At 62.9% G+C, this 22,853-nt stretch carries 22 protein-coding genes; 11 read left to right on the top strand and 11 right to left on the bottom strand.

The window, feature by feature from the left end; all coding sequences use genetic code 11:
• Positions 1–297: 297 nt before the first annotated feature.
• Both PQR32_RS31950 and PQR32_RS31945 read right to left on the bottom strand, forming a co-directional pair.
• Complete coding sequence (locus PQR32_RS31950) at positions 298–1,662, bottom strand: MFS transporter (RefSeq protein WP_408236601.1); 1,365 nt, start codon at positions 1,660–1,662, stop codon at positions 298–300.
• A gap of 68 nt (positions 1,663–1,730) precedes the next feature.
• A complete protein-coding gene (locus PQR32_RS31945) occupies positions 1,731–2,903 on the bottom strand; it encodes a M20 aminoacylase family protein (RefSeq protein ID WP_408236598.1) in 1,173 nt (390 codons plus the stop codon).
• A gap of 118 nt (positions 2,904–3,021) precedes the next feature.
• Here PQR32_RS31945 and PQR32_RS31940 point away from each other — a divergent pair, with 118 nt between their 5' ends.
• Positions 3,022–3,972: a LysR family transcriptional regulator gene (locus PQR32_RS31940; RefSeq protein WP_408236595.1), complete on the top strand. Its 951-nt coding sequence runs from the start codon at positions 3,022–3,024 to the stop codon at positions 3,970–3,972.
• A 30-nt stretch (positions 3,973–4,002) separates the two neighbouring features.
• Here the strand turns inward: PQR32_RS31940 and PQR32_RS31935 are convergent, their stop codons facing one another.
• Positions 4,003–5,439, bottom strand: a complete 1,437-nt coding sequence (locus tag PQR32_RS31935; RefSeq protein WP_408236592.1) for an aldehyde dehydrogenase family protein — start codon at positions 5,437–5,439, stop codon at positions 4,003–4,005.
• A gap of 212 nt (positions 5,440–5,651) precedes the next feature.
• On the opposite strand from PQR32_RS31935, the gene PQR32_RS31930 reads away from it, so the two are divergent.
• Entirely contained in the window at positions 5,652–6,023 is a 372-nt protein-coding gene (locus PQR32_RS31930) for a cupin domain-containing protein (RefSeq protein ID WP_012432544.1), read from the top strand.
• A 116-nt stretch (positions 6,024–6,139) separates the two neighbouring features.
• Here the strand turns inward: PQR32_RS31930 and PQR32_RS31925 are convergent, their stop codons facing one another.
• The 3 genes from PQR32_RS31925 to PQR32_RS31915 form a co-directional block, all read right to left on the bottom strand.
• Positions 6,140–7,531 (bottom strand): NAD(P)/FAD-dependent oxidoreductase, encoded by a 1,392-nt coding sequence (locus PQR32_RS31925; RefSeq protein ID WP_408236589.1) that lies wholly within the window; start codon positions 7,529–7,531, stop codon positions 6,140–6,142.
• A gap of 68 nt (positions 7,532–7,599) precedes the next feature.
• Positions 7,600–9,204 carry a purine-cytosine permease family protein gene (locus tag PQR32_RS31920; protein WP_408236586.1) on the bottom strand — a complete coding sequence of 535 codons (1,605 nt, stop codon included), beginning with the start codon at positions 9,202–9,204 and terminating at the stop codon, positions 7,600–7,602.
• A 269-nt stretch (positions 9,205–9,473) separates the two neighbouring features.
• Positions 9,474–10,454 (bottom strand): LysR family transcriptional regulator, encoded by a 981-nt coding sequence (locus tag PQR32_RS31915; RefSeq protein WP_408236583.1) that lies wholly within the window; start codon positions 10,452–10,454, stop codon positions 9,474–9,476.
• A gap of 157 nt (positions 10,455–10,611) precedes the next feature.
• Here PQR32_RS31915 and PQR32_RS31910 point away from each other — a divergent pair, with 157 nt between their 5' ends.
• On the top strand, positions 10,612–12,009 hold the full coding sequence (locus PQR32_RS31910; RefSeq protein ID WP_408236580.1) for an NAD(P)/FAD-dependent oxidoreductase: 1,398 nt from the start codon (positions 10,612–10,614) through the stop codon (positions 12,007–12,009).
• 72 nt (positions 12,010–12,081) lie between these two features.
• Here the strand turns inward: PQR32_RS31910 and PQR32_RS31905 are convergent, their stop codons facing one another.
• A complete protein-coding gene (locus tag PQR32_RS31905; protein WP_408236577.1) occupies positions 12,082–12,429 on the bottom strand; it encodes a DUF4148 domain-containing protein in 348 nt (115 codons plus the stop codon).
• A gap of 244 nt (positions 12,430–12,673) precedes the next feature.
• Here PQR32_RS31905 and PQR32_RS31900 point away from each other — a divergent pair, with 244 nt between their 5' ends.
• The 6 genes from PQR32_RS31900 (at position 12,674) to PQR32_RS31875 (ending at position 17,945) form a co-directional block, all read left to right on the top strand.
• Entirely contained in the window at positions 12,674–13,030 is a 357-nt protein-coding gene (locus PQR32_RS31900; RefSeq protein ID WP_408236574.1) for a hypothetical protein, read from the top strand.
• Between the two features lie 22 nt (positions 13,031–13,052).
• A complete protein-coding gene (gene irlR / locus PQR32_RS31895; RefSeq protein WP_408236571.1) occupies positions 13,053–13,736 on the top strand; it encodes a heavy metal response regulator transcription factor IrlR in 684 nt (227 codons plus the stop codon).
• Positions 13,733–15,190 carry a heavy metal sensor histidine kinase gene (locus PQR32_RS31890; protein ID WP_408236568.1) on the top strand — a complete coding sequence of 486 codons (1,458 nt, stop codon included), beginning with the start codon at positions 13,733–13,735 and terminating at the stop codon, positions 15,188–15,190. The genes irlR and PQR32_RS31890 overlap by 4 nt, the downstream gene beginning before the upstream one ends.
• 129 nt (positions 15,191–15,319) lie before the next feature.
• The gene (locus tag PQR32_RS31885; RefSeq protein WP_408236565.1) at positions 15,320–15,616 is read left to right on the top strand and encodes a DUF4148 domain-containing protein; all 297 of its coding nucleotides are present in this window, start codon (positions 15,320–15,322) and stop codon (positions 15,614–15,616) included.
• A 66-nt stretch (positions 15,617–15,682) separates the two neighbouring features.
• Positions 15,683–16,309 carry a carbonic anhydrase gene (locus PQR32_RS31880; protein WP_408236562.1) on the top strand — a complete coding sequence of 209 codons (627 nt, stop codon included), beginning with the start codon at positions 15,683–15,685 and terminating at the stop codon, positions 16,307–16,309.
• A 142-nt stretch (positions 16,310–16,451) separates the two neighbouring features.
• On the top strand, positions 16,452–17,945 hold the full coding sequence (locus PQR32_RS31875; protein WP_408236559.1) for a SulP family inorganic anion transporter: 1,494 nt from the start codon (positions 16,452–16,454) through the stop codon (positions 17,943–17,945).
• A 21-nt stretch (positions 17,946–17,966) separates the two neighbouring features.
• Here the strand turns inward: PQR32_RS31875 and PQR32_RS31870 are convergent, their stop codons facing one another.
• Positions 17,967–18,860: a LysR family transcriptional regulator ArgP gene (locus PQR32_RS31870; RefSeq protein ID WP_408236557.1), complete on the bottom strand. Its 894-nt coding sequence runs from the start codon at positions 18,858–18,860 to the stop codon at positions 17,967–17,969.
• Between the two features lie 97 nt (positions 18,861–18,957).
• Between PQR32_RS31870 and PQR32_RS31865 the strand changes: the two genes are divergently transcribed.
• Positions 18,958–19,575: a LysE/ArgO family amino acid transporter gene (locus tag PQR32_RS31865; protein ID WP_408236554.1), complete on the top strand. Its 618-nt coding sequence runs from the start codon at positions 18,958–18,960 to the stop codon at positions 19,573–19,575.
• A 102-nt stretch (positions 19,576–19,677) separates the two neighbouring features.
• Here the strand turns inward: PQR32_RS31865 and PQR32_RS31860 are convergent, their stop codons facing one another.
• Positions 19,678–21,153 (bottom strand): HD domain-containing phosphohydrolase, encoded by a 1,476-nt coding sequence (locus PQR32_RS31860; protein WP_408236551.1) that lies wholly within the window; start codon positions 21,151–21,153, stop codon positions 19,678–19,680.
• A 149-nt stretch (positions 21,154–21,302) separates the two neighbouring features.
• On the opposite strand from PQR32_RS31860, the gene PQR32_RS31855 reads away from it, so the two are divergent.
• A complete protein-coding gene (locus PQR32_RS31855; RefSeq protein ID WP_408236548.1) occupies positions 21,303–22,094 on the top strand; it encodes an alpha/beta fold hydrolase in 792 nt (263 codons plus the stop codon).
• A gap of 140 nt (positions 22,095–22,234) precedes the next feature.
• Here PQR32_RS31855 and PQR32_RS31850 read toward each other — a convergent pair whose 3' ends face one another.
• The gene (locus tag PQR32_RS31850; protein ID WP_408236545.1) at positions 22,235–22,453 is read right to left on the bottom strand and encodes a DUF6566 family protein; all 219 of its coding nucleotides are present in this window, start codon (positions 22,451–22,453) and stop codon (positions 22,235–22,237) included.
• Complete coding sequence (locus PQR32_RS31845) at positions 22,453–22,803, bottom strand: hypothetical protein (protein WP_408236542.1); 351 nt, start codon at positions 22,801–22,803, stop codon at positions 22,453–22,455. Before PQR32_RS31845 ends, PQR32_RS31850 begins: the two co-directional genes overlap by 1 nt.
• Between the last annotated feature and the right edge of the window lie 50 nt (positions 22,804–22,853).

The following is a 22,853-nucleotide window of genomic DNA, read 5'->3' as shown; positions in this document are numbered from 1 at the left end:
ACCGCTTCGGCGCGCGCAGCGCCGCCGGAAGAATGACGGCCTTGTCACCAGGGCGGACTGTGCGAGAAGACAGATTCCAGATGCACCACTACCGTGGCTGCGCGAGGGACCTGCTTATAAGCTAGCGGTTTGAGCCGCTTTCTCTTGCCTACTTCTCTTTGCGGCGGCAAAGAGAAGTAGGTGCCGCCCCGCACAGGGGCAACACTAATAGACCACCAAGAACACAAGGAAAGGCCAACACCCTAAAGAGCACAGCCAAAAAAACCGCAGCACAGGCAAAACCCCAAAGAAAAAACACTACCCAATATCTTGCCCAGCAGTCTCCCGCATAAACGGCAACGGCAACAAAGAAACCACCCCACACCCAATCAGATACCAGGCCGGCGCGAGATTACTGCCAGAAACCTGAATCAACCACGTAGCAAAAAACTGCGCAAACCCACCAAAGATAGAGACGCCGAGACAATAAACAATCGACATCCCGGTAGCACGAATCTCGCGAGGAAACATCTCCGGCAGCATGACGATATTAGGCACAGCCGTAAACGCAACGAGCACAGCCAACCCGGCAACAACCGCCAACAATACCGGCACCGTAGGCGAAGCATTGATCACCATAAAAGCCGGATAAACAGCCACAATCAACATCACCCGCGAAACCCACAACACGCGCTTACGCCCAACCCGATCCGACAACGCGCCAGCAAACGGCGAACAGATCACCGTCACCACCGCTGCAGTCCACGCAGCCCAGAGCGCCGACGACATCGGCAAATGCAAAATCCTGATCGCGTACGTGGACAGATAAAACAGCACGATATAGTTCGCCGCCGTGCCACCGATCGTCGTCAACACACCCGTCGTGATCACGCGCGAATGCTCGCGAAACAGCTTGCGCACCGGCTGCGAAGCCGCCGCTACACCCTCGCCCGACTGCGGAGCCGCGCCATCTTCAACACCAGGCAGCGTCTCATTCAGATGCCGCCGGATATAGATTCCGATCGGCCCCATCGCCATGCCGATCACAAACGGCACGCGCCATCCCCAACTCTCCAGCGCGGCAGTCGAGAGCGCCGCCGCCAACGCGACACCCAGCAACGACCCGCACACGGTATTCAACCCCTGGCTAACGAACTGCCAACTGCCATAAAAGCCGCGCGTTTTATTGCTCCCGTACTCCAGCAACAGCGACGTCGATGCACCAACCTCACCGCCCAGCGCGAAACCCTGAATCAGCCGCGCGAGAATCACCAGCAACGGCGCGGCTATACCGATCGCCGCATAAGTCGGCGCAAACGCGATGATCGCGGAGCCGAGTGTCATCAGCCAAAGCGTGAGGCTCATCGCGGCTTTACGGCCCGCGCGATCCGCATACCCACCGAGCACGATGCCACCCACCGGACGCATGATGAACCCGACGCCGAACGTGCCGACCGCCAGCATCAGTTGCGCGAGTTGCCCTTCCACCGGGAAATACAACTTGCCGATGATCGTCGCAAAGAAGCTATAGATCGTGAAGTCGAAAAACTCGAGGCCGTTGCCCAGTGTGATCGCGGCAATCGCCTTGGCGTGGCTCGTGCGTTCGACAGGCCGCGCGGCCGGCGTGCTCTGCATGCTCAACGCGTCGGTGCCTGCGGGTTGCGGTGTGGCGGAATAGTCCATCTGTGTCTCCGTGATGTTCTTCCTGCTAATGCGCGGCGGCTTTGCCCGCCTATGCAAACGGTATGGCCTCAGGCCAGAAACGTCTGCGCGAGTCTCACCCAGTAGGCGGCGCCGGTGGCGAGGCAATCGTCGTTGAAGTCGTAGCCCGGGTTGTGGACCATGCAGCCGCCTTCGCCGTCGCCATTCCCGATGATCAGATAGCTGCCGGGGCAACGCTCGAGCAGGAACGCGAAATCTTCGCTGCCGGTGAGCGGCTGCATGTCGGCAATCAGGCCGCCTTCGCCCAGCCAGTCGAGCGCAACTTGCCGCGCCAGCCCGGTCATCACCGTATCGTTGACGAGAACCGGATAGCGACGCTGATAGTCGACGTGCGCCTGCGCGCCGAACACGGCCGCCTGGCCGCACGCCACAGCCGTGATGCGCTCCTGCAGATAATCGCGAACCTCGGGTTTCAATGCGCGCACCGAGAGACGCATCTCGGCGGTCTCGGGAATCACGTTCGGCGCTTCGCCCGCGTGAATCGCGCCGACGGTGATGATCGCCATGTCGAGTGGCGCGATGTTGCGCGACACGATGGACTGCAACGCCAGCACGATTTGCGCGCACACCACCACGGGATCGACCGCCTTATGCGGCACCGCGCCGTGGCCGCCGCGGCCGGTCACCTTGATGATCACCGTATCCGACGAAGCCATGAACGAGCCCGGCAGAAAACCGAACTTGCCTGTCGGGTAACCCGGCATGTTGTGCATGGCGAAGACCGCATCGCACGGAAACTTGTCGAACAGGCCGTCGTCGAGCATTTTTTTCGCGCCGGCCAAGCCCTCTTCGGCGGGCTGGAAAATCAGATTCAACGTACCGTCGAAGCACTTTTCCTGCGCCAGATGTTTGGCGGCTGCAAGCAGCATGGCCGTGTGGCCGTCGTGTCCGCATGCGTGCATCTTGCCGGGCAGCTTGCTCGCGTACGGCAGGCCGGTGGCTTCATGAATCGGCAACGCGTCCATGTCGGCGCGCAGCCCAAGCTTGCGCGTGCCGTCGCCGACTTTCAATTGACCGACAACGCCCGTCTGACCGAGCCCGCGATGCACCGTGTAGCCCCACTCCTGCAAGCGTTCGGCGACGAGGTCGCCAGTGGCGAATTCCTCGTAAGCCAGTTCGGGGTGCGCGTGGATGCGGCGACGCAGCGCGATCATTTCGTCTTCGAGTTCGGCGATGCCCGCCGGAATGGCCATGGTGTTCACGTCGTGTCTCCGTCATTGAAAGCGTGAACCCAGCATAACGACGCCGATTTTCCAGCGGCAGGCGTAAAATCGTTGCGGCAGCAACTCGTGGTTGCCACCCCAACGTCCGCCTTGTCAGATGAAACTGCATCAACTCAGCACCTTAGCGGCCATTGCCGATACTGGAAGTATCCGGGCCGCGGCCCGTTCGCTCGGCCTGTCGCCCGCCGCCGTGACCAAGGCGATGCGCGAACTGGAAGCCGATCTGCAAGCGCCACTGGTCGTGCGCAGCGCGAGCGGCGTCGCGTTTACCGAGTTCGGCCGCGCGCTGGTCGTGCATGCGCGCGTGGTGCTGGGTCAATTGCAACGGGCGCAAGCCGAGATCGAAGCGTTACGCGGCGCGGCGGCCGGGAAGCTGTCGATCGGTGTCACGCCGTGGGTCGCGTTGACGTTTCTGCCGCCCGCCGTGCAGCGCTTCCGGCAGCGCATGCCGGAAGTGCAACTGGAGTTCTTCGAAGGCTTGCTCGCGGTCGTACAGCCGCGCTTGCGCGACGGCAGCCTGGACTTTTCGATCGGACGGCCGCCACCCGCGTCGCCGCAATCGGAGTTTCACAACGTGCCGCTCTTCTCCACGCATTCGGCCGTGGTCGCTCGGCGCGATCATCCCAAGGCCGGCTGCCGCACGCTGCTCGAACTGGAAGACGCGGAGTGGATATTGAACTGGGACCCGGCGAGTCGCGAGTCGATTTCGGACAACGTGTTCCGCAAGCGCGGCATGCAGGTGCCGCACACCATTCTTCTTGCGCATTCGCTGGCGGTGGTGCTGGGTCTGCTCGCACACACGGACATGCTCAGCATTTTTCCGTGGCCGCTCGTGGAAGTGACGCTCGCGAAGGAGCAGTTGTGGGCGCTGCCATTGCGTGAGACTGTGGATGAAACCATCGTCAGCATCACGTCACGCCGCGGCGCGCCGACGAGTCCGGCGGCCGCGTGCTTTCTCGAATGCCTGCGTGAAGTGATCGACGAAGGGGCGCGCTCGCAAGATCCCGAGCAGCGCCGGCTGTTTCATTCGATCGAGTTGCTGCTTTAGTTTCCGGTTATTTCACGGCGCTGTGCGCATTCAAGCGTCGTAACCGACCACGCCCTTGATCTCCAGAAAGTCTTCCAGACCGAACTCGCCGTACTCGCGGCCATTACCCGATTGCTTGAAGCCGCCGAACGGCGCCTCGGGGTTGTAGTCCGCATAGTTCAGATAGATCGTGCCGGTACGCAGGCGCTTCGCCACCGCACGCGCGTGCTCGATCGAGCCGGATTGAATGTAGCCCGCGAGACCGTAGAGGCTGTCGTTGGCCATCGCAATCGCTTCGTCCTCGGAGTCGTAGGCGAGGATCGACAGCACCGGCCCGAAAATTTCCTCGCGCGCGACCGTCATATCAGGCGTGACCTTGCCGAATACCGTCGGCCGCACGAAGTAGCCGTCCTTCAGTCCTTCGGGACGACCCGGGCCGCCAGCCACTAGCGCGGCGCCCTCTTCGATGCCCACGCCGATCAGCCGCTGGATCTTGTCGAACTGCTGTTCGCTGATCACGGGGCCGAGGTCCGTGCCCTTCGCGTCCGCGGGACCGACGCTTAATGCTTCCGCGGCTTCTTTCGCATACGCCAGCGCTTCCGCTTCGCGCGCACGCGGCACGAACATGCGCGTGGGCGCATCGCACGATTGGCCGCTGTTGTCGAAACACGCACGCGCACCGCGCGTCACGGCCTCTTTCAGATCGGCGTCTTCGAGAATCAGATTGGCGGATTTGCCGCCCAGTTCCTGATGCACGCGCTTGACCGTATCCGCTGCGGCCTTCGCGACCTGCACGCCCGCGCGCGTCGAACCAGTGAACGACATCATGTCGATGTCCGGATGCGACGACATCGCTTCGCCCACGGTACGGCCTTCGCCATTCACGAGGTTGAACACGCCGGCCGGCACGCCCGCTTCGTCGAGAATCTCGGCAAAGATGATGGCCGACAGCGGCGCCAGTTCCGAAGGCTTGAGCACCATCGTGCAGCCAGCCGCGAGCGCGGGCGCGACCTTGGTGGTGATCTGCAAGGCCGGCCAGTTCCACGGCGTGATCAACCCGCACACGCCGACCGCTTCCTTGCGGATCAGAATGCCGCTCTTCACGTACTCGAACTCGAAGGTGTCGAGCGTGCGGATCATCGTTTCCAGATGCGCGACGCCGGTCCATGCCTGCGCGTCGTTTGCGTACTGCAGCGGCGCGCCCATCTCGCGGCTGATCGCATGCACCATGTCGTCATAGCGCTTGCGATAGACGTCGAGGATCGCTTGCAGCAGATCGATGCGCTGCGCGATCGTCGTTTCGCTATAAGCGGGAAACGCGCGCTTCGCGGCCGCGACGGCGCGATCGACATCCGCCGCGCTGCCCAGCGAGATCTGCGCGAATGCGGCGGCGGTGGACGGATCGATCACGTCGAGCGTGGCCGCGTTGGTCTCGTCAACGGGATCGACCCACTGACCCTCGATATAAAACTGCTTGGCGTGTTGCATGGGGCTTGTCCTCTACATGAATGTTTCAGGTCAGACGCGGGACTTATCGCACCCGCGGCGGCATCGTCTGCTTTACATCGACGCCGCTCAATCTGAATGTCTTCAAATCGAAATTCATCGCTACGCAGCTTTGGCTCAGACTCCGGCTTCGAATCCATTTTTCGCATCGACTCAACGAGTGCGACCTCGATCCAATCAACCAGGAGAGACACATGAGCAACATCACTTTCACCCGCATCGACGCTAAAGGCCCTGGCGCCAGCGGTCTGAACCCGGCCCTGCACGATCCGGCCGACGTCATTCTCGACGGCGCCAAGGCACCGCACGCTCTCAATGCTTACTCCGACGCCACCAACATGTTGTCCGCGGGCGTGTGGCAATGCGATGCGGGCACGCTGAAGCTGGCCGACCTGCCGATCCACGAAGTGTGCGTGCTGATCGAAGGCGAAGTCGTGATCACCAGCGACGACGGCCGCAGCGAACGCTATGCCGCCGGCGACGCCTTCATCCTGCACAAAGGCTTCTCGGGCACGTGGCATATGCCGGTGGCGACCAAGAAGTACAGCATCGTGTACTGCGGTTAAGTCTTACTGCATTGCTTCATTGCTTCAACGGAAACCGCACTGGTTAAGGTGCGGTTTTTTTATTCCAGCCAATACATAAAAAAACGCGTCCGCCACGACTGCGCGGACGCCATCTACTACATCGGAAAACCCAGCGCCTTGATCGAATTGATCCACAGACGCCGCCAGCCGCCGCGATCGTCGGCGCCGTCGAACGCGTTGAAGGTGATCTTCGCGGCGATCCAGCGCACCGGTTCCGGCGGAATATACGACGGTCCTTTACGCGAAATATCGAGCGACGTGATCACAGTCTCGCGATGCCACAGCATGTCGAGGCCCATCTTCGCGCCGAAGCGGCTGCCCGCCACGCCGAAGCCCGTATAACCCGCGACGAACACGCTCTTGCCGCCGTGATAGCGGCGCGCGAACACCGCCCCGCGCGAGCAGTAATCGATCGGGCCACCCCATGCATGCGTGAAGCGCACGTCATCGAGTTGCGGGAAGGTGCGGTAGAACGCTTCGGCCAGCTTGTAATACGTGCTTTCGTCGCGATCGGCAGCGGGATTCGGATTGCCGCCGAAGTGATAGCTCACCCGTCCGCCGAAGATGATGCGATTGTCTTTCGTGAGCCGGAAATAATTGAGCTGCGTACGCGTGTCGTAAATGCCCTGGCGATTCTTCCAGCCGATGCGCGTCATCTGCTCTTCGCTCAACGGCGCCGTCGCGATGATGTGATCACGCACCTGCATCACGCGGCGTTTGATGTCGGTCACGCCGACGTCCGCGGTACCGGTGCCGAGCAGCACGCGCGGCGTTTCGATGCGGCCCGACTGCGTGTGCACGACCATCTTCGCGCCGCAATCTTCGAGGCGCGTGATCGGCGAATGTTCATGCAGACGCACGCCGAGTTTCAGCGCGGCGGCCTTCAAACCCCACGCGAGCTTGGCCGGATGAATCGTGCCGCTGCGATTGCGCGACCACATCGCGCCTGCGAAGAGCGGCGAATCGAGTTGCTCGCGTGCGCCCTTGCTGTCGAGCAGCACCACGTCGTGCCCGTGTGAGACATGCAACTCGTAATCGCCCTTCAGATGATCGAGGTGGCCCGGATCGACCGCGACGGTCATCTCGCCGTTCCATTCGACATCCGCTTCGATGCCGTAACGCGTCAACGATTCCTTGAAGCCGTCGAGATTCTCCTGACCCAGCCTTTCGAGTACGTCGAGGTCTTGCGGAAAGACGCGCGTCGCATTCGGCAGACCGTGCATCACCGAAGTCGAGATGATGCCGCCCGGACGGCCCGAGGCGCCGTACGCCACCTTGCCCGCCTCGACCAGCACGACGTCGAGCGACGGGTCGGCTTCTTTCGCCTGAATCGCGGCCCACAGTCCGGTAAAGCCGCCGCCCACCACGACCAGATCCGCAGTGGTCGGACCGATCAATTCCCGTTCGACAGCCGGCGCGCGCGGATTGTCCAGCCAGAACGGAAACAGTTTTACCCCTTCAAACGCGCGCTTTACTGACTCGCTCATCCTGTTTGCCTACTCAATTTGATTTCGATTGCTTGTACTGCTCGAAGCCGCGCACATCGGCGTGCGCTTCAACCTGCGTCCTGCGTGTCCAGTTCTGCCTCGCGCTCACGTTCCGCACGTACGGCGTGTTGCAGTTTCGTTCGCTGCTGCGCGGCTGCTTTAAGCTTAGTCGCCGGAACCACGGGATGCACGGTCACATTGTGCTGCGAACCGCCACGCAGCCAACGGCGGCCTTGCGGTCCATACACGCCGTCCGGCTCCGGAAAGCACTGCAACAACGCGATATACAGCGCGGCCGCCAGCGTCAGCGAAACCGGCATGCTGATGTCGAGACCGCCAGCGAGCTGGCCGAGCGGACCGACGAACTGATCCGGCAGATTGACGAAGCACAAGCTGATCGCCGCGCTCGGAATCCACGCACCCATCGCGCGCCAGTTCCAGCCGTGCGTGAACCAGTAGTGACCGCCGCGGCCGCCGCGATTGAACACCTGCAAGTCGTCGGACAGATAGAAACCGCGCCGCGTGACGAAGCCGATGATCATGATCACCATCCACGGGCAACTGCAGACGTTGATCAGCACCGAGAACGTCGACACGCTTTCGACCAGATTGAACGCGAAGCGGCCGAGAAAAATGAAGCCGATAGCGAGGCTGCCGATCAGCAAAGTGGCGCGCACTCGGTTCAGGAACTTCGGAAACATGCTCGACATATCGAGGCCGGTGCCGTACAGCGCGGTCGTGCCCGTCGACATCCCGCCGATGATCGCGATAAGGCACACCGGCAGGAAGAACCAGTTCGGCGAGATCGCCAGCAAACCGCCCACGTAGTTATTCGACGCGATGAAATCCGGCGCCTTGCTGGCGATGATCGTCGCCGTGGCGAGGCCGAAGAAGAACGGTACGAACGTGGCCAGTTGCGCAATCATCACCGCCATGATCGTGCGTTGTTTCGGTGTGTTCTCCGGAATATAGCGGGCCCAATCGCCGAGCGTGCAGGCGAACGAAACGGGATTGCTCATCGCGACCAGCACGGCGCTCACGAAGGCCGGCCAGAAACCCACCGAGCCGAGCGCGACTTTGCCGGCATACGCGCCATCGAATGACTTGGTGAAGGCGAACAGCCCAACCACGAAGAGAATGCTCGCCGCCCACACCGCGATCTTGTTGACCCACAGCATGAAGCGGAAACCATACACGCAGACGGTCAGCACCAGCACCGCGAACAGACCGTACGCGAAGCTCAGCGTCATCCAGTTGACCGGCAAACCGAGCAGATGATTCGCGCCGCCCACGAGCGCATCGCCCGAACTCCACACCGCCAGCGAGAAAAACGCGACCGCGGTGAGCACTGCCAGAAACGAGCCGACGATCCGTCCGTGAATGCCGAAATGCGCGCCCGACGAGACCGGATCGCTAGTGCCGTTGCGCGGACCGAACAGGCTCATCGGCGCGAGAATGCACGAGCCGATCAGCACGCCGAGCACGATCGAATAAACACCCGCCTTGAACGACAAACCGAGCAGCACCGGAAAACTGCCGAGCACCGACGTCGAAAAGGTATTGCAACCGCCGAACAGCAAGCGGAACAGATCGATCGGCCGCGCATAGCGTGAGCGATCCGGAATGCGTTCGAAACCGAATGTTTCGACTTGAGTGATGCTGTTGCTGCTCATTGTCTCCGACTCCTGTAACGGCCAGGTCAATCACAATGGCTCGCCACGGGGATGCGGCGTCCACTTTTCTCAGATGTCTGGACGCCACTGTAAAGACAATCGGCGCGGGCAAAAATATCGTCCGCCCAACCTTTACTTCGATTTCTAGCGATGTAACCCGGAAGCCGCACCCGCCAAGGCTTCGCAGGACCGCTGAAAGGCCGCGTAGGGACTTTACGCAGGGCCGGTTCGGCGCAAACGTCGAAGCGAATAGCGAGAACCGGCACCCGTCAAGCCGCGTCCGCGCCGCCCGCCTGGCGCGTCTGGCGGCGCTTTTTCGCAGCCGCGACGGCCGGCAGCGGCACCGGCACCGCACCCGACATGCCGTGCTCGATCAAAAAATCTCGGAACAGGCCGGCCACGTGCGGCAGACGTTTATCCGACACATGCATCACATACCAGTCGCGCTCGATCGGGTTCGCGGGCATCGGCAACAGCGCGAGCAAACCCGCCTGAAACTCCAGCGAGCAAGCATGCAGCGACAGAAAGGCGATACCCAATCCCGCCTCGACCAACTGCTTGATCGCCTCGTTGCTCGACAACTCGGAGCCAATATGAAGCTTGAGGCCCGCGAGCCGAAACAGATTTTCGACGGTCGAACGCGTGCCCGAGCCGCGTTCGCGCACGAACAGATTCGCGCCTTGCAGATCGTCGAGCGACAAGCGCTTTTTCTTCATCAGCGCGTGCGCAGGCGAAGCAACGAACGCCATCGGATGTTTGGCGAACGCGGTCGCCGCCGTGCGCAATTCGCGCGGCGCGCTGCCCATCACCGCGAGATCGATTTCATGCGTCGCCAGCATGCGAATGATGTCGGCGCGATTGCCGACCTTGAACTGCACCTTCACTTGCGGACGCGATTCGGTGAAACGCACCAGAAATGGCGGGATCAGATATTCGGCTGTGGTGATCGCGCCGATGCGCAGCGTACCGCCCTGCTCGCCGTGCAGCGCCGCCAGATCGTCCGCCGCGCCGTTCCACAGGTCGAGGATTTCCAACGCATAACGGGCGAGGATCTCACCGGCCGCGGTCAACTGCACACCACGGCCCACGCGCTGCAAGAGCGGCGCGCCCGCGGCCTCTTCGAGCAGCCGCACCTGCAGCGACACAGCCGGCTGCGTAAGCCGCAATTCCTCGGCCGCGCGCGACACGCTGCCGAGCTTCGCAATCGTGTGCAAGGCCTTCAACTGACGAAACGTCGCGGCTTTTAACATAAGTGAAAACCTATATGTTCTGTATAAACATTAAATTGTGCTGCGGTTTTTGCCGATTCTATACTGGCCTGACAGATGAGCCGGAGAATGTTTGGAATCGCGCTCCGCGCGGCGCCAGCACCGGCCCGGCACGAATAACGTCAGGAGGATAGAGATCATGGCCGCAATCGATCAGCAGGCAGGCGCAACAACGCAACGGGCGCACCACGCGCAATCCGCGCAACGCACGGACAATACGGCGGCGCATCGGGTCGTGATCGTCGGTGGCGGTGTGGGTGGACTCGGGCTCGCCACGCGTCTGTCCGAATCGCTCGGACGCGCCGGTCTCGCACAGATCGTGCTGGTTGATCGCTGGCCCACACACTTCTGGAAGCCCCTGCTGCACGAAGCCGCTTCAGGCCAACTCGATCCCGCAACCCATCAACTGCAATATGCGGTGCAGGCGCAACGGCACGGTTTCGAATTCGAACAGGGCGAACTCACCGCGCTCGATCGCGCAGAGCGGCATATCACGCTGGGCGCACTGCATGACGCAGAAGGCCGCGAAATTCTGCCGGCACGTCAACTCGCTTTCGATACGCTGGTGCTGGCCATGGGCAGCGTCACGCAGTATTTCGGTGTGCCCGGTGCCGCGGAGCATGCATTGCCGCTCGAATCGGTCGCGCATGCGGAAGCATTCCGCCGCAAGCTGCTCGATGCCTGTCTGCGTGCGAACCATGCGCGTCGGGCGCGGACCGCGCAAGCGAATACGCCGGTGTCGATCAACATCATCGGTGCGGGCGCGACCGGTGTCGAACTTGCCGCCGCGTTGCGCGACACGGTGCGGTTGCTGAACCGCTACACGCCGTTTTCGCTCGACCCGGTACGCGACTTCCGCATCCGTTTGATCGAAAGCAGCGGACGTGTGCTGCCCGCTCTGTCCGAAACGATTTCAGCGCGCGCGGAGCGGATGCTCGGCAGCCTCGGCGTGGAAGTGTTGAGCGCCACGCGTGTTACCGAAGTGCGTGCCGATGCCGTGCAGACCGACGGCGGCGCTCCGCTCGCCAGCGACATCGCGATCTGGACGGCGGGCATCTCGGGACCGCCGGTATTGCGTACGCTGGACGGCATCGCAGTGAATCGCAACGCGCAGATCCAGGTGAATCGCACGTTGCAGTGCACGAACGACGCGAACATCTTCGGCCTTGGCGACTGCGCGGCCTGCCCCGCCGACGACGCCGGCGCATTCCTCGCGCCGCGCGCGCAGGTCGCGCATCAACAGGCGCTGTTTCTCGCGCGTGCGTTGAAGTGCCGGGTGGCAGGCGAAGCGTTGCCCGAGTTCGTGTATCGCGACGCCGGCACGCTGGTCGGCTTCGGGCGTGAAGGCACCATTGGCAGCCTCACCAGCAGCTTGCTGACGCAGCCGGTGTTCGTCGACGGTTGGCTCGCCACCGCAGTCTACAAGCTCATCTATCGACGGCACGTCATGACGCTGACCGGTTTCGCGCGCATGGCGCTCGATACGGCGAGCCACTGGTTGCGCAGACGCGTGCATCCGGTGATCCGTCTGCACTAAAAAAACTTTGCTGCTCACGCGCCGACAGATGCGGTCGGTTCGGCAAGTGAGCGGCTTCCTACCTACTTCAAACTAGCGCATCTGAAACGCGTCCGCGACGGAACGCGCGCCATCCGGTAACGGACACGGTTGCGGATACTGGCTGTCCGGCACATCCATGCAACCCGACGCGCGCGCGACGGCCAGTTCACGCTTCACTTCCTCGCGGGTCTTTCCTTGCGGCGCCTGCCGCGCCTTCTGCACCGCACGTTCTTCCCCGCCCTGCACCTGCTGCGGTTCTTGCTGCGCCTGCTGCTGAGCCTCGTAAGCCACACGCGGCCCCGTGGCTGGGTCATGCAGCGGAACACCGTCGCTCGCCACCGATACACTCATCCACGCAAAGCCCAGCACGAGTCCCGCAAACCACTTCGCATTCCGCACGATCTATTCTCCGTTTCCGTTTGATTGACCCGTCATGCTAGATCGGAGCGGCTCCCTGAACATGAACGCGCCATGACGATCCTGTCATGCGTGCGATGCCCCGCAATAAAACATGCACGCAAGCTATATGACGGAATTGTCATGTTGCGTTCATGTTCGCATCGATCAGGTATCCGTACGATGGGACCGTTCTATCTTCAAATTGAACCGTATGCGGCACTTTCAACGAATGCGAAGCCTGACGATGCGCATCACGCATTTCAGCGCAAGCTTTCCGGCGCGCTGGGAACGGCTTCACATCGACCATCCCGTCTCACTAGGGGCCGCGCTACTCGTCATTGCACTCAGTTCGCTGGCGTTCTGGTGGAATCAACCTGACGGGCTGTTCGACGGCGGAGAGCCAGCCTGCCCTTCCGCATATGGAAAGCCAGGTGGCCAGGACGCGCCGTTGTTCACACGAGGCCTGCTCTCGCTCGAGGTGTTTTCCGCGATGACTCGCGCCATGCCGCGGACCTCCAGTTCGCTGCCTGCAGCCGATCACGGGCTCGATGCACCCAATGCCTCCACGTCATGCGTGCCCAACACACGCATCGGCCGCTGACCCGCGGCACTGAGAGAAAATCATGCGTATCCTGATCGTCGAGGACGAAATCAAAACCGGCACATACCTTCGGAAAGGTTTGACCGAAGCGGGTTTCATCGTCGACTGGGTGGAAGACGGCGTGACCGGCCAGCATCGCGCGTTGACGGAAGACTACGATCTGATCGTGCTCGACGTCATGCTGCCCGGCCAGGACGGCTGGACGGTGCTGAAAAACCTGCGCCGCACCCATTCGACTTCGGTCCTGCTGCTCACCGCGCGCGACGAGGTCGACGACAAGGTGCGCGGCCTCAATATGGGTGGCGACGACTATCTCGTCAAGCCGTTCGACTTTGCCGAACTGCTGGCCCGTGTGCGATCGATTCTGCGACGTGGGCAAACGCGCGACGCCGCTTCCCTGCAAGTATCGAATCTGGTGCTCGACCTGACGCGCCGCAAGGCCACGCGCCACGGCGACATGATCCTGCTCACGGCCAAGGAATTCGCGTTGCTATGGCTGCTGATGCGTCGTCAGGGCGAAATTCTGCCGCGTTCGACGATCGCCTCCCAGGTCTGGGACATGAACTTCGACAGCGACACGAACGTGGTCGACGCCGCGATTCGCCGCCTGCGCGCGAAGGTCGACGACAACTACGAACCGAAGCTGATCCACACCGTGCGCGGCATGGGTTATGTATTGGAAGAGCGCGGCACAGCGCAGTCATGATCCGACGTCTACTCGCGGCGCTGCGCCTGCGCGCGAAGACGCGGTGCTTCAAGCCCCCGGCGCTTCTCGTGCCGCGCACCTTGCGTGCGAGGCTATCCATGCTCTTCGCCCTTTCGACTTCGCTGCTCCTCATCTTCAATGGCGTATTGCTGTATCACGGCCTGAAAACGCGTATCGAAGCGGCGTCGGCGCGCGAGATGACCACCACCCTCGCCGCGCTGCAATTGCGCCTGCACACCATGCCCAGCATCCAGGCTGTCAGCGCGGATCGTGAGACCTGGCACAACCAGCTATACGGACATCAGAACCTCGATATCGCGCTGTTCGACACGCGCAGCGCACCGCTCATTCGCACCAACGGCTACTGGCCGAATGCGGAGACCATGACCGTGCGCGCCGGCCTCGCACCCGTGCGCGTGTCGATCGAGAAACTGCCACTGCGCTTTCTGGTGGCAATGGCGCTGCTCGCCGATCCCTCCGGCACTCAAGTGCGCGTGGTCGTGCAATACGACGCGAGCGGCGAACGCGCGTTACTGCGCGCCTACGCACTCAACGTGCTGGTCGTCATCGTGACAGGGACGCTGGTGAATGCGCTGCTTGCGTGGTCGATCGCCCGTTTCGGACTGCGGCCACTGGCCCGTTTGACGGCGCGCGCCGAGCAGATCTCCAGCAGCCATCTTGCGGAACCATTGCCCGAGCACGACATGCCTGGCGAACTGAAGGAACTGAGCCGCGCCTTCAACCGCATGCTGGCGCGCCTGCATGAGTCGTTCACCCGTCTCACGCAATTTTCGTCCGACCTTGCGCACGACATGCGCACGCCGCTCACCAATCTGCTGGCGGAAGCGCAAGTGGCACTCTCGCAACCGCGCTCCGCCGACGAATACCGCGGCGTGATCGAATCGAGCGTGGACGAATTCCAGCGCCTCGCGCGTCTGATCGACAGCATGCTGTTTCTCGCGCGCGCGGACAGCATCCGCCACCGCCTGACACTGCAGTGTGTTGACGCGCGCAGCGAGGCGCTGCGCATTGCCGGCTACTACGAAATCATGGCCGCCGATGCCGGCGTCGAGATCGCCGTATTGGGCAATGCGCGTTTCGAAGGCGATGTGCTGATGGTGCAGCGGGCGCTCAGCAACCTGATTTCGAACGCGTTGACCCACGCGCCGCGCGGCAGCACCGTCGACGTGCAGTGCGCGGAACGCAGGCGCTACGCGCACGTCTCTGTGTCGGACATCGGCGCCGGCATCGCGCGACCGCATCTGGAGCGCATCTTCGACCGTTTCTACCGGGTCGATCCATCGCGGCACAACTCGGCGAGCGGCACGGGCCTCGGACTTGCCATCGTCAGGTCGATCATGGACGAACATCAGGGCGAATGCAGCGTGGAAAGCGTACCGCACGTGCGCACCACGTTCAGCCTGCGCTTTCCGAAGCATCCGCCGATCAGCTAATCGAAGCACACGCCCGCACGATGACAAAACTATCATGCGGCGATCACCACGGTCTCATCCCCTGCCATGCACAATGTCCTTGCCTGATCGACATTGATCAGGCATCCAGATCAACTTGCAGAGGACTCGATGAAACACTACGCAACCGCCCTGGCCGCCCTGATTCTGAGCACACTCGCCACCACCGCCGTGGCAAACGACAGCAACAGCATTGCCACCTTCACCTTGCTACCGCAAGGCACCCTCGCGGGCCAGCCGCAACAGATGGGGAAATCCCGCGAGCAGGTGCGTCAGGAGTTAATCGAGGCTCAACGGCAAGGTCTCATCCCCAACACCGAGGCCGACTATCCGCCGAGCCAACGGAGCATCGACGCGAATAAAGCCCGCCATGCAGCGGTCCAGCGCTACTGGGCTGAGAACGACTGACGCCCACCCGCCAGCAGACACCCGTGCAATCCCCAACGCGATCGTCGCATCAACGGAAGCTCGTTCATGACATACCCGAAGCGCATGCTCGTCGAAAACCTCGCCTGGTCCGACGAAATCAACAACCGTGATCCTGCGTATTTCCGGCGCCTCGCCAGCAATCAGCAACCGAACGTGCTGTGGATCGGTTGCTCCGACAGCCGCGTGCCGGAAGCGATCACGCGAGCGATGCCCGGCGAGATCTTCGTGCATCGCAATATCGCGAATCTCGTCGCCGACAACGACGACAACCTCTCGAGCGTGCTCGAATACGCGGTCACCGCGCTGCGGGTGGAGCATGTGATCGTCTGCGGGCATCACTGCTGTGGCGGCGTGCAGGCGGCGCTGCGCCCGCCCGCACCCGAGTTGCCGAACGTCAATCGGCGCATTGGAGGAATTCGCCGGCTGTGCGCGCTGCATAGCGCCGAATTGGGCGAACTGCAGAGCTTCGAGGCACGCGCGGACCGGCTCGCCGAACTCAATGTGCTGGCGCAGGTACAGATGCTGCACACCATGCCGTTGATTCAGCGTGCACCGCGCCCGGTGCAGATTCACGGCTGGATTTTCTCGATGCTCGAAGGGCGTCTGAAAACATTGACCGACACGCCCTGGACCGCGACCCGCCACACGGACACCGAGGCCGCAGTGGGCTGATTGCCTCTGCGCCAAACAGTCGGAATCCGTGAGAGGAGACCGACTCGTCCCAATCGCCCGCGCTGCTGCAACCGCGCACGACAAACGCCGCCGATAAGCGCGGCGTTTTTTTCGACTCCCCTGCTTCGAGGCAAGCTTTACGATGATTCCATCCAGCTCTCAACCACCTGAAGTCAACAACAGCCCTGCGGCTCGCGCACATGCGTGGCGCAGCGATCTGCTCGCGGGCATCACCGTTTTCCTCATCGCGCTGCCGCTATGCCTGGGCATCGCGCAGGCTTCCGGCGTCGCGCCATTCGCCGGCATTCTGGCCGGCGTGATCGGCGGCCTCGTGGTCGCGTTGTTGAGCGGCTCGCGGCTGAGCGTGAGCGGACCGGCCGCCGGGCTCGTCGTGATCGTCGTCGATGCGCTGGCCACGCTCGGCAGCTTCGCCGCGTTTCTGAGCGCGCTCGTAATCGCAGGCGCTTTGCAGATCATGCTGGGCTTTCTGCGCGCTGGACGGCTGGCGAGCTATGTGCCGGTGCCGGTGATCAACGGCATGCTCGCCTCGATCGGCATTCTGCTGATCGCGAACCAGTTGCCGCTGGCCGTGGGCATCGGTGGCGACGGCATCTCCGTGGTCATGCCGCTGCTCGCGATCGCGTCGATCGCAATACTCGTTGCGTGGGACACGCCTGCGCTGCGGCGCTGGCGTCTCGTACGCGCGACTCCCGCGCCACTTGCGGTGGTGCTGATCGGCATCGCTGTCTCGGGGTTGGCCGACTCCCTCGCGCCGGGCAACGCGATCGCGTCCGTGCAACGTGTCGCGATGCCCTCGCTCGGATCATGGGATGCGTTTCGCGACGCACTCACGTTCCCCGGCTTCGCGCACTGGCTCGACCCCGCTGTGTGGCGCGTGGCCGTGGTGATCGCGATCGTCGCGAGTCTGGAAACCTTGCTGAGTCTCGAAGCGCTCGAACAGATCGATCCCGCGCATCACAGAGCGCCGCCCGATCGTGAACTGAAGGCGCAAGGCGTCGGCAACATGCTCGCCGGTCTGGTCGGCGCGCTGCCGCTCACCGCCGTGGTCGTGCGCAGCGCGGCCAACGTGCACGCGGGCGCCCGCAGCCGTGTTTCGTGTATCACGCACGGCCTGGTGCTGCTCATCGCCACGCTCACGCTGACCGGCGTGATCAATATGATTCCGCTCGCCAGCCTCGCGGCGATCCTGATCCATACCGGCTATAAACTCGCGAAGCCGCGGCTCTTCGTGGCGATGGGCCGCGCCGGACGCAGCCAGTTCGTGCCGTTCATCGGCACCATCGCCGGGGTGCTGCTGACGGATCTGCTAAGCGGCATTGCAATCGGCTTCGCGCTGAGCGTGGTACTTGTCGTCGAACGCAATCTGCATCGCGCGATGAGCTTTACGCGCGACGGCGATCACTACGTGCTGACCCTGCGCAGAAACGCCACCTTCTTCTGCACGCCGCAACTGAAAAGTTATCTTGGGCAGATTCCGCCGGGCGCGACGCTGATTCTCGACGGAACCCAAGCCGATCATATCGACCACGACGTGCGGCGCGTGCTCGACGGTTTCACGGCGGATGCGCAAACCAGCGGCGTGCGGATCGAATATCGGCACTGGCCGGCAAGCTGACGATGCATTGCGCGCTGTGGGTCAGTCCAGAAACTCTGTTGCCCGCTTGCGCAACACTGCGCCGAAGTCGTCGAGCCAGCCGATCGACAAACGCCAGCTCTGCCAGTAGAGATCGACATCGATATGCTTGCCGGGCGCGATCTCCACCAGTTCGCCGCTGGCCAGATGCGGGGCGATCATGCGCTCCGGGCACATGCCCCAGCCGAGTCCCGTGACGCAAGCGCGCAAAAAACCGGCGACGTGTGGAATCCAGTGCAACGGCGGATCAATGTCCGCGCGCGTGATGCGGCGCATGAAGCGCTTTTGCAACTGGTCCTTGGGATTGAAGTCGACGCACGGTGTGCGCCGCAGGCTCTCGCGTGTAACGCCGTCGGCAAAGTGACGTGCGAGGAAGTCCGGTGAACAGACTGCCAGATAACGCATTCGTCCAAGGCGCGTGGAGCGGCAACCCTGTACCGGCTCGGCTTGCGTGGTGACCGCGCCTTGTACGCTGCCGTCGCGAATCCGCTGCGCGGTGTGGTCCTGATCGTCGATCACCAGATCCAGCAGCATCTCCCGCTCGACGCAGAATTGCGCGACCGCATCGATGAACCAGGTGCCGACGCTGTCGTCGTTGACCGCGACGCGCAGCGCCGGCCACGGTTCGACCAGCGCGCCTGGCAGCGCCGGCAGGCGGCCGGTCAGTTCCGCTTCGAGCAATTGCACGCGTTCGGTGTGGCGGCACAGCAGCGCGCCCGAGGTGGTCGCGACGCAAGGCTGGCCGCGCTTCACCAGCACGCTGCCCACGCGCTCTTCCAGTAGTTTGACCCGTTGCGATACCGCGGACGGCGTCACATTCAGCTCGCTGGCGGCACGGTCAAACGAGCCGTGGCGCACCACAGCGGCCAGCGCATCGAGCAACGCATAGTCGAGCATTAGCGTTCCTTAATCGACATTAAGTAAATTAGCTTCTCTTATGAGTAGCAAACCCGCAGACTAGCCTCGTTCGCTTCTCCCGTCTACTGGATCGATTATGAATTGGCTGTCTTTTTCTCACGGCGCCGCCTTGTGCGCATCCCTGATCGTGACGATCGGTGCGCAAAACGCCTTCGTGCTGCGTCAGGGCATCATGCGCTCGCATGTCGGCAAGATCGTCGCGCTGTGCGCGTTGTCGGACTTCATTCTGATCGGCGCGGGCGTCGGCGGCGCCTCGGTATTGGTCGAGCGCTATCCCGTGTTCGTTCACGCCATGCTGTATGTCGGGCTCGCCTATCTGGCGTGGTTCGGGATCAACGCATTGCGCCGCGCAGTGCGGCCGGGGCATGCGGTGATGGATGGCGAGAACGTCAGCGCGGCGCCCGTGCAGCGCGCCGTGCCGATCATTCTGATGACGCTCGCCTTCACGTGGCTCAATCCGCACGTATATCTCGACACGTTCCTATTGATCGGCACGGCTGGCGCACGCGAACCCGAAGGCGCACGGGTCGCTTTCGCGCTGGGCGCGATGGCGGTCAGCGGGATCTGGTTTATCGGACTGGGCTACGGTGCTCGCGCCCTCGCGCCACTCTTCAAGCGGGCGACGGCATGGCGCGTACTGGATGGCGCAATCGGCAGCATGGTGCTGCTGCTCGCGGTGACGCAGTTGCGGTGAGCGCCGCCAGCGCGGTTGTAATTGGACGAGTCGGCAGCAAGCCGAGACTTTCAGAAAGTACGGGTACCTGCGCCACTGCAAACCCGTACGCGACGCATCCACCTAGATGCACCCGAGAGCGGAAGCCTTCAGCGTGGCCGCGGCACGGGTAGAACATTCGAGCTTGCGAAAAACGCTTTCCACATGCGTGCGCACGGTACTGGGGCTCAATTCGAGAATGCGGGCGACCTCCTTGTTGCTCGCACCCAGGCTGATGTGTTTTAGCACTTCCGCTTCCCGTGGCGACAGCAACCCTGCTTTCGGATTCCGCGCACGCTCGCCGGACGCGGGGACATCGCCGAGTTCGGAGGAGACTGTTGCCTCGACCGCCTCTATATCGAAACGCCCCGCCCGCGCCTGCTCGTTGAGCAGCGCCGCGGCCTGTTCCGGCGAAAATGCCGGCCTCCAGGGGCGCGCTGAGCGCAAGGCGACCCAGGCGGCGGCAACCGCAAGCACACGCGCTTCGCGTCCAATTGCATCGCCGGCGCTGCTGCGGAAATAGCCTGAACCGTCGAGACGCTCGTACGCGAAAGAAGCGATCTCCGACTCGCGAGCCAGGCCCTCGATCTGTTTGCCCGCACGCGCGGTCCAGTAGGGCACGAGGCGTACTTTTTCCCATGCGGCCGGAGAAAGCTTGCCCGCCGTGTTCCAGACGGCGTTGGGGACCGCCATGCGTCCCATGCCATGGAGCAACCCCGCCGTGTACGTGCTGCGCCGCGCGTCGTCGCTCAGGCCTAAATGCGCGCAGCAGGCACCGGCCGTCTCGGCTACTCGCCGCGAATAGCCGGTCATCCACGGCAGCTTCAGGTCGATGACGTCGGCGACGATCTCCGGCGCGCTGACCAATTGCAGCGCCTGGGTGTAGCCCGACTCGTCACGCCGTTGCGCGATCGAATCCCCGAGTTCCTTGAGCCACGAGGCAGCACGAGCCGAGGCGAGCCGCGCCAATTCCGGCGGGTATTGCCGGCCGGCCTTATGCGCGATCAGCACCTGCGCGCGCTCGAGACCGTAGACCCGGCTCAGAATCTCGAGATCGCCGGCCACAGCGACGATGAACACCGCGACGGGTACATCGCGCCCAGGCCGATGGTCAGGGAAACCTCCGCCGTCCCAACTTTCGAAAATGCGTCGAAGCGCCTCCTGAGTCGCATGCGTGAGCCCGAGCATATGGGCCACCTCGCCCGAGACCTCGCAGTGTATCTGGGCGAGCGGCGTGATCGCAGCGCCCACTTGCGCCGGCGACTCGCCGGTCCCGGTCCAGTCCGGCCGCATGGCAAGCATGGCCGCGCGGCCGCCGATGTCGTCACCGAGCCAGTCAGAAAAGCCGGCCGCGTTTGCCGTGCAGCCGGACCACCTCAAAAGGGACGCTTCCTGGACGACATCGCATTGCGTGTCGTCCAGACCGGCCTCGGCGGCGAGTCGCGCCGCCAGCCACGCTGTGCGTGGCGAATGGTCGGTGGGCTGCCCCATGCTGAGGTCGCCAATGAACGCGAGGGCCTTGACTGCGTCCAGCACCCGGATTGCAGAAACGTCATGCATAGCTTTCGACCTTGTTGTCAGTACTCGCGCGTCCAGCCGGACTGTGTCGGCTCGGTCATTCGACCGATACTGGAAATCGGCCGACCGGCGCATCCTTCAATCCGCAAGTTGTTTCTTACCCAACGAAATTGACGAAGAGGATGAACATTATGAATACCTTGCTGAAAAAGTGCCTGGCTGCCACGCTGATGCTGGGAGGCTTGCTGTCGCTGGCCGCCGTTACACCGGCAGGCGCCGCCGCGCCGAACGACGACCTCAAAGGAAAGAACGTCGTGCTGGTGCACGGAGCATTCGCCGACGGCTCGAGCTGGAACAAGGTGATTCCGCTGCTGGAAGCAAAAGGTCTGCACGTGGTGGCGGTGCAAAACTCCCTCAAGTCGCTCGACGACGATGCAGCGGCGACCCAACGCGTCATTGAACAACAGAACGGCCCCGTCATTCTGGTGGGCCACTCGTGGGCCGGTGCGGTGATCTCTCAGGCAGGCAACGACGACAAGGTCAAGGCGCTCGTCTATGTCGCGGCGTTTGCCCCGGATAACGGTCAATCGATCAACGACATCCTCAAAGGCAAGCCCGCGCCTTCATGGGCGACGGAATTGCAAAAGGACTCCGCCGGCTATCTGACACTGTCGACAAACGGGATCACCAAGGACTTCGCGCAGGACCTCCCGCCGGCCCAGGCCCGTATCGTAGCCGCGACGCAAGGCCCCTGGTTTGCCGGTTGCTCTGACGACAAGGTGGCGACCGCGGCGTGGCACAACAAGCCGTCGTGGTACGTGCTGACGGAGAAGGACCGCATGATCCCCGCGCCCTTGCAGGCCGCGATGGCGCAACAGATCGGCGCCACGCTGGTCAAGGTCAACGCGAGCCACGTTGCGATGCTGTCGCAGCCGACTGAAGTCGCGGCAGCGATTATCACGGCGGCTCGCGCGGCGAAGTAAGACTGAGAGACTGACAGGCGATGACAGCCTGCTCGGACGACGATCGCCCGACGTGTTGTCACGCTCGATGCGAGCGCTTTGCCGAGACTACTGTAATTGGATGCGATGAGTCAGACGCCAGCGCGGCTTTTCTGCGCTGGTCACCCGTGGCTATCGATCCAGGCACGCGCCCACTCGAGGCCTGCGCGTTGCGCTTCTTCCTCAGTATCGAAGTGGTCGAGAATGCCCGACGCTTCGATCAGCTTGCCGGCGAGCGTAATGGTCCCGCTGGCGCCGTACCGCTCGGGCCGCAAGATGTCCTCCTGCTGCAAGATGGCGTGACCCCAGACGGTGTAGCCGTGATAAGTCTGCGACTCCATCAGCGCGTCACCTCAGCCGTCATGCCGCGGGAATCCACCCGCAATACATTGCCCTCGGGCGTGATCTGCCTGGGAATCTCGGACCCATCCGGTGAATGGACAGGCACGCTCTCCCGCCGGTCCGTTTTTGCAACGAGCCTGGCAACTGGCGCCGATGTAGGCCGCGCGCGAGCTTTCACGGCATGGGGAACGATATGCCGGCTACCGGCAGGTCGATGGGCAACGATTGCGCGATGCGGCATGCTCGCTCGCGCTTCCGGCGGGTTCCAGACTTCGACGTAGTGCTCGCCGGCCATGGCCGTCGAAACCGCCGCGAACAGCATGGTGCCCAAGCCGAAAAATCGAAACATGTTCTCTCCCTATGCTCCACGCTCGCACCGCCACAATTACGGCAGCGCGA

The organism is Paraburkholderia dipogonis (assembly GCF_046027395.1).
GTDB lineage: Bacteria > Pseudomonadota > Gammaproteobacteria > Burkholderiales > Burkholderiaceae > Paraburkholderia > Paraburkholderia dipogonis_A.
This window is presented reverse-complemented; position numbering and strand designations above follow the sequence as displayed.